The organism is Elstera sp. (assembly GCF_044372965.1).
Lineage (GTDB): Bacteria > Pseudomonadota > Alphaproteobacteria > Elsterales > Elsteraceae > Elstera.
Map to the genome: position 1 here is coordinate 1 of NZ_JBILQX010000196.1, position 6,135 is coordinate 6,135.

Sequence of the window (6,135 nt, forward strand, 5' to 3'; positions counted from 1 at the left end):
GGTGCTATGAAGCGCACGGACGCGGTGACGTATAAAACTAATTACCGCGTGGTGCTGCCCGCAGGCGATAGCCGCCCGATCCTGATCGATCAAGCGCGCCCGCTCCCGCCCGCCGTGCTGACCGCCCCGACGCAGGGCGTGAAGGAAACCCAACGCGGCTATCGCTTTACGCTGACCGGCGGTGAGGATCGGTCGCTCGATGTCGTGATCGACCGGATCAATTCCACCGAGATCGACTTGCTCCGTCCGGACGTGAATTGGACCATCCTTGCGGCCTCGGCAACCGAGTATCCGCCCGCCGTTCAAACGGCGCTCAAACAGGCGCAAGCCATCAATACCCGGCTGGACACCGCCCAGAAGGAGGCGTCCAGCCGCCGCGAGGCGCGCAGCGCGACCGAGGCTGAACAAAAGCGCCTGCGCGACAGCCTGCCCGCCGTTCCCGCCAATTCCGACCTCGCGCGCCGCTATTTGAAAGACTTGACCGCCGTCGAAGATAAGCTCGCCGAGCAACAGAAAGGCATCGAAGCGATGCAGGCCGTCGCAACTGCCGCTAAGAAAGAGTTGGATGACTTCCTCGCTGCCCTCACCATCCCCTAAAGAAACCTTCCGCGCCTTTCTGCGGGGGGCGGCGCTGGCGGAGGGCTTCGATGCGGTGGGTTTCGCCCCCGCCTCGGTGCCCGCGCGGGCGGCGGACGCCTTGCGTGGGTTCCTCGCCGAAGGCCGTCACGGCGATATGGGCTGGATGGAGGCCCACGCCGACCGCCGCGAAGACCCACAAACCCTGTGGCCGGAGGCGCGGTCGGTGCTCGTCGTCGGGCAGAATTATGCGCCGGGGCACGATCCGTTAGCGCTGCTGGACCGGCCCGAACGCGGCGCGATTTCGGTTTATGCGCGCAACAAGGATTATCACGACCTGATGAAAGCCCGCCTGCGCGCCCTTGCGGGCAAAGCCGTGGCGGAAGCCGCGCGGCTGGGGCTGGAATGCGACGTGAAACTCTTCGTCGATACTGCCCCGGTGATGGAAAAGCCCCTCGCGGTGCAAGCGGGCCTTGGCTGGCAGGGTAAGCACACGAATATGGTCAGCCGTAGCTTCGGCTCCTGGCTGCTGCTGGGCGAACTCTTCCTCTCGGTCGATCTTGAGCCGGACGAAGCCGAGCCCGACCATTGCGGCCGCTGCACCCGCTGCCTCACCGCCTGCCCCACGGCGGCCTTCCCCGCGCCCTATCAGTTGGACGCGCGCCGCTGTGTCGCCTATCTCACCATCGAGCATAAGGGTGTTATCCCCGCCGAATTGCGCCCCCTGATGGGCAATCGCATCTACGGCTGCGACGATTGCCTCGCCGTCTGCCCGTGGAACAAATTCGCGCAAAAAACGCGGGAGGCAGCCTTCTTCCCCCGCATCGAACTGACCGCCCCGCGCCTCGCCGAATTGGCTGCGCTGGACGATGCCAGCTTCCGCACCCTATTTGCCGGCTCGCCGATCAAACGCACGGGCCGGGCGCGGTTTGTGCGCAACGTGCTCATCGCTATCGGCAATAGCGGCTTATTGGAACTGGTTCCGGTGGTGGAAGCCCGCCTCGCCGACGACAGCCCGCTGGTGCGCGGCATGGCGGTTTGGGCGCTGGGACGGCTCGCGCCGGAACGGCTAGCCGGGGGCTGCGATGCCGCCGAGCCTGATGAAACGGTTCGGGCCGAGTGGGAACTTTCTATCAGGGGCTTTGCCCCCGATACCCCAACCAAAGGGCTGTCGCCCTTTGGAAACCCTACCCCTTCACCCGCATCGGCAACCCCGCCACCATAAACACGACTTCCCCCACCTCTGCCGCCAAACGCTGATGGAGGCGCCCAACCGCATCCCGGAACCGGCGGGCGAGGGCATTATCGGGGACGATGCCGAGGCCGACTTCGTTCGACACGAGGGCGACCGGCACGGGGCAGGCGGCAAGCACGGCGAGGAGGCTGGGGAGTTCCTCTTCCGGGCTATGCTCGGCCAAAATCAGATTGCTCGCCCAGAGGGTGAGGCAATCCACAAGGATCGGGTGCCCGTCTGCCCCCGCCGCCGCAATCGCGCGCGGCAAATCCATTGGGGCTTCGATCAGCCGCCAGTCTGGCCCGCGTTCGGCCCGATGCTGGGCGATGCGCGTGTCCATTTCGGCATCGAAGGCTTGGGCGGTGGCAATATAGGTGCGCGGGGAGCCCCAGGCTTCCACGCGCGCCTGCGCATAGGCGCTTTTGCCGGAGCGCGCCCCGCCGAGAACGAACAGGCGCGGGAGCAGGCTCACGGCAGAAGCGCAGGCGCGGTCAGGGCCGTGCTCGGCGGCGTGGCTGGAGAGCTTGCCCCCCATTGGTGCGTGCCGACCTGGCCGCAGGCGGGGCAGATCGGCTCCCAGGTTTGCGCCGGGGTGCCGCAGGCGGCGCAACGCCAACCGGGGTTCGGCGCGGCGCTTTGGGCGTCGGCTTGGAACTGAAGCGCCTGGGCGTGGTTCTGATGTTCAGCTTCGGCGAGATCGGCCAGGGCCAAAAGCGCACGCCTTTCGGTGGCGGGGGCGGCGCGGGCAAGGTCCAGATGGCGGCGGGCTTCCCCCCACAGGCGCGCGTCGAAGGCGGCTTTGCCCAGCGCAAGCTCGGCTTCCGGGTGCTGATTGGCGGCCCGGAGGAGTTTTTCCGCCTGCCGGTAACGCCCGAGCGCGTCGGTCGCGGTGAGCAGGAACGGCAGGAAATCAGAGTGCGGGTGCTTGCGCCAGTGCTTTTCGGCCCAGGCGCGGGCTTCGTCGGCGCGGCCTTCGGTTTGCAGCAGCCGGGCTTTGGCGAGCAGGGCGGGCTCGAACTCCTTATCGGCGCTCAAAGCGTCATCGACCGCGACCAGGGCCGCGCCGGGCGCGCCCGCCGCCTCATGGGCCTGGGCTTCGGCGAGGGCGGCAACGGCTTGGCGATGGTGACGCTCGGGCGCGGCGAGGGCATCGCCGCCAAGCTCTAACGCCTGCCGATAATCGGCCCAATCGCCGCGCTGGGCGGCGAGATCGAGCCGCGCCTGAAGAATGGCGGGGGCATTGGGTTTCAGGCTTTGGGCGTGACGAACGGCCACCAGGGCGGCGTCGAGGTTCCCGGCGGCGCGCTCCACCGTCACCAGCCCGCGCCACCCCAGAAAGGCGGCGCGCGGCTGCTCGGTGAGATCGGTGAAGGCTTTGCGGGCCGTCTCTAAATCTTGATCGAGCAGCGCAGTTTGCGCCGTTAATAGCAGGGCCAGGGGACGGTCGCCCAAGCCTTGATAGACGCGCTTGATCGCCAATCGGGCGGGACCGGCTTCCCCTGCGGCGAGCGCGAGAAACCCGTCGGTGAGCGCGTCCATGCCCGCTTCCCGCTGCTTCCAGCGCCGCGCCCGGGCCCAGGCGCGCGGCCCGGCGCGGAGAGCGGTGAACAGATAAATCAGCCCATAGAACAGCAGCGCCAGGGCAAAACTGCCACCGATCAGAAGGGCCGGGGAGGTGTCGATCTGCCAGCCTTCCCAAGCGATGCTGACGCTGCCGGGGTGATTGGCGAGCCAAACGAAGCCCGCGACCAGTAGCGCGAGTTTCAGCAGCAGAAATAGGAGCGCGCGCATGATTACGGCCCCACTTTCGCAAGCTGGCCGATCGTATGATCGAGCAGACGCGCGGCAAACCGTTCGGCATCGCGGCGCTCTTTGATCGCAGCGAGGAAAGGTTCGGCGGCGGCGCGCAGGTCGGCGGCGGCCCCTTCAAAGGTGAGCAGCGCCGCGTCCCACTCATTGCGGCTGAGGTGCGCGTCGAGTTTCGCCAGTCGTGCGTCCAGCCCATCGCCTACGGGAACATCGGTGCGGCGGATCACGATGAGATGGCCAGTGAAGCGCGCGATTTCCTGCCGCCAACCGCTTTCGCCCGAGGCCAGTTCGGCGGCCTTCACCGCGCTCACGAGGTCCGGGAAGCGGGCGCGCAGGGCCTCGCCGGTGGGAACGCCGGTCGCGGCCAGCGCGTCGAGCCCGGCGACCGAGCCCATCAACTCGGCATCCTGTGCCCCTAAACTCGCCAGCAGGCGAATCGCGTCGGCGAACGGCACGCCTTGCGCAACGGCGCTATTGACGCGCAGGGCGGCGACGGCAAGGGCGGCCTGTTTCACCAGCGCGCGGGTGGTCTCCTCGGTCGCGCTGCGGGCTTGCGTTACGCGCTGAAGATAATCGGCCATTTGTTCCGAAAGGCGCGCCGAGCGTTCGGAGAGGGCGGCGAGGCTGGTCGCATCCGCCGTGCCGCGTAGGGCTTGCTCGAAGCCCTCCACCCGGCGGCGCAGGGCGGCAATCGCTTCGGGATCACTGGCGGGAACGGGGACCGCGACCGGGCGGTTTTCGACGGCGGCAAGGCGTTCGGTGAGCTTATCGAGATCGGCGCGCAGGGCGGCCTCATCGGCAGGGCGGGGAAGTGCCGCGAGCGTTCGCTCCAGCGCATCGACGCGCAGCACCAGGGATCGATCCGGGGCGGGGGCGGGGGGAACCATGGCCGCGACCCACTGCTCCCGCGTCGCAAAGCCAATTCCGCCGAGCGCTACCACGGCAATGACGCCGCCGAGCAGCCCGGCGATCATTCCGCCGCTGGAACCGGATTTAGCGGCTTTCGGGGGGGCTGCGGGCGGGGGAAGCGCTGCCGGAGCGTCCGCGCGCGCCCGATCCTGACGTGTTTCGGCCTTCGGGGCATCGGCAGGGGGAAGGACGGGTTCGGACATTGTTTCCTCGCGGGGGGCGGACGGAACGGCAGAGACGGCGGGCAGCAGCCCCAGCAGGGCCTCGCCCAATGGATGGGGAGCAACCTGCACCGAGCGATACGCCAGCGCGAGCGCCTTGGCAACCGCCGGTGATAGGCAATAGGCGGTGAGGGCCTTGGCCACCTCCCCGCCGATCCCCCGGTGAAGCGCCGCTTCGAAGGCCGTCGCCGAGCGGGGGGAATAGAGCAAGACACCCTCGACCGTGCCAGCCGCCAAGGCGGCTTCGGCCTCGTCGGTCAGCCGGTCCACGGTTTCGGCGCGGTAGAGGGTGCAACTATCGACGGTGAACCCGGCGTCGCGCAGCATCGGGGCGGGATCGACGGCGAGCGTCTCGCCGCGTAGGTGCAGCAGCTTGCCTTCGTCCGGGTCGAGCCGGTCACTGACATAATTGACCAGCACCAGCGCGTCGCCATCGGCGCTTTCGACGCGGGTGAAGCCGAGGGCGCGGGCGCGGGCTGCCGTATGCTCCCCCACCGCCATAATCAAATCGCTCCGCCGGTCGGTGCTTTGGGCGAGGGCGCGCACACCATTGGCGGAGGTGACGATCAAACCAAGATAGTCGCCAAGATCGGGCAGAACGGCGTCCGGGATCGGGGCAATCGCCAAGAGCGGGGTGATGATCGGCCTAAAGCCGCGCCGCTGGAGCTTTTCCGCCGTTGCCGCCGCATCCTCGGCGGGCCGGGTGATGAGAAGCCCCAGGGGCGATTTTTGGCGGGTGGGCATCGGCGCGCTCTTAGGCGCGTTGGGCTGCCAGCAACGCTTCGCCGACCGCACTTCCCAAGGCTTCCGCCTGCTCCGGCGGCGCGCTTTGGCGCTCCCGGAAGCGAGTGCGACCGTCGGGGGAAATCAGCAGGCCATCGAGCGTAAGCTGGTTCATGACCCCATCATGAACCAGTCGCGCGTAACCGCCAATGGGGGTTCGGCAGTTTCCATCGAGGGTTGCCAATAAAGCCCGTTCGGCGCCGACGCAGAGATGGGTTTCGGGATGGTCGAGGGGGGCCAGGAACGCGGCGGTGCGGGCATCGGAAAGCCGCGCTTCAATACCAATCGCGCCTTGCGCTACGGCGGGCAGCATCACGTCATAGTCGAGAATCGCCGCCGCCTCGCCCGCGAGCTTCAGGCGATTGAGCCCCGCCGCCGCTAATAGGGTTGCGGACACTTGGCCATCGCGGATTTTCCGCAAGCGCGTTTCGACGTTACCCCGGAAGGGAACGATGCTTACGTCAGGCCGGGCGTGGAGCACCTGCGCGCCGCGCCGCAAGGACGAGGTGCCAACGGTGGCCCCATAGGGCAGATCGGCGAGCGTGGCGTAAGGGCCGATCAAAGCGTCGCGCGGATCGTCCCGCTCCAAGATCGTCGTGATCG

The 6,135-nt window shown here is 67.9% G+C and carries 6 protein-coding genes; 2 read left to right on the top strand and 4 right to left on the bottom strand.

Going from position 1 to position 6,135, the window contains the following annotated elements; all coding sequences use genetic code 11:
• Nucleotides 1–597: hypothetical protein (locus tag ACIQ36_RS17380; RefSeq protein ID WP_395831647.1), on the top strand; the 597-nt coding region annotated here is incomplete at its 5' end.
• Nucleotides 566–1,801 carry a tRNA epoxyqueuosine(34) reductase QueG gene (gene queG / locus ACIQ36_RS17385; protein WP_395831648.1) on the top strand — a complete coding sequence of 412 codons (1,236 nt, stop codon included), beginning with the start codon at nucleotides 566–568 and terminating at the stop codon, nucleotides 1,799–1,801. The genes ACIQ36_RS17380 and queG, both read left to right, overlap by 32 nt.
• Here the strand turns inward: queG and cobU are convergent.
• The 4 genes from cobU to hemC all read right to left on the bottom strand — a co-directional run.
• A complete protein-coding gene (gene cobU, locus ACIQ36_RS17390) occupies nucleotides 1,764–2,282 on the bottom strand; it encodes a bifunctional adenosylcobinamide kinase/adenosylcobinamide-phosphate guanylyltransferase (RefSeq protein ID WP_395831650.1) in 519 nt (172 codons plus the stop codon). The genes queG and cobU overlap by 38 nt on opposite strands.
• The gene (locus ACIQ36_RS17395; protein ID WP_395831652.1) at nucleotides 2,279–3,601 is read right to left on the bottom strand and encodes a heme biosynthesis HemY N-terminal domain-containing protein; all 1,323 of its coding nucleotides are present in this window, start codon (nucleotides 3,599–3,601) and stop codon (nucleotides 2,279–2,281) included. Before ACIQ36_RS17395 ends, cobU begins: the two co-directional genes overlap by 4 nt.
• A 2-nt stretch (nucleotides 3,602–3,603) precedes the next feature.
• A complete protein-coding gene (locus ACIQ36_RS17400; RefSeq protein WP_395831654.1) occupies nucleotides 3,604–5,493 on the bottom strand; it encodes a uroporphyrinogen-III synthase in 1,890 nt (629 codons plus the stop codon).
• Nucleotides 5,494–5,503: 10 nt separating this feature from the next.
• On the bottom strand, nucleotides 5,504–6,135 hold a 632-nt coding region (gene hemC, locus ACIQ36_RS17405), incomplete at its 5' end, for a hydroxymethylbilane synthase (protein WP_395831656.1).

What these genes read in the sequence shown, in the direction of transcription:
- ACIQ36_RS17400 (WP_395831654.1), bottom strand. Translation starts at nt 5,493, where the DNA reads ATGCCCACCCGCCAAAAATCGCCCCTGGGGCTTCTCATCACCCGGCCC.
- queG (WP_395831648.1), top strand. Translation starts at nt 566, where the DNA reads ATGACTTCCTCGCTGCCCTCACCATCCCCTAAAGAAACCTTCCGCGCC.
- ACIQ36_RS17395 (WP_395831652.1), bottom strand. Translation starts at nt 3,601, where the DNA reads ATGCGCGCGCTCCTATTTCTGCTGCTGAAACTCGCGCTACTGGTCGCG.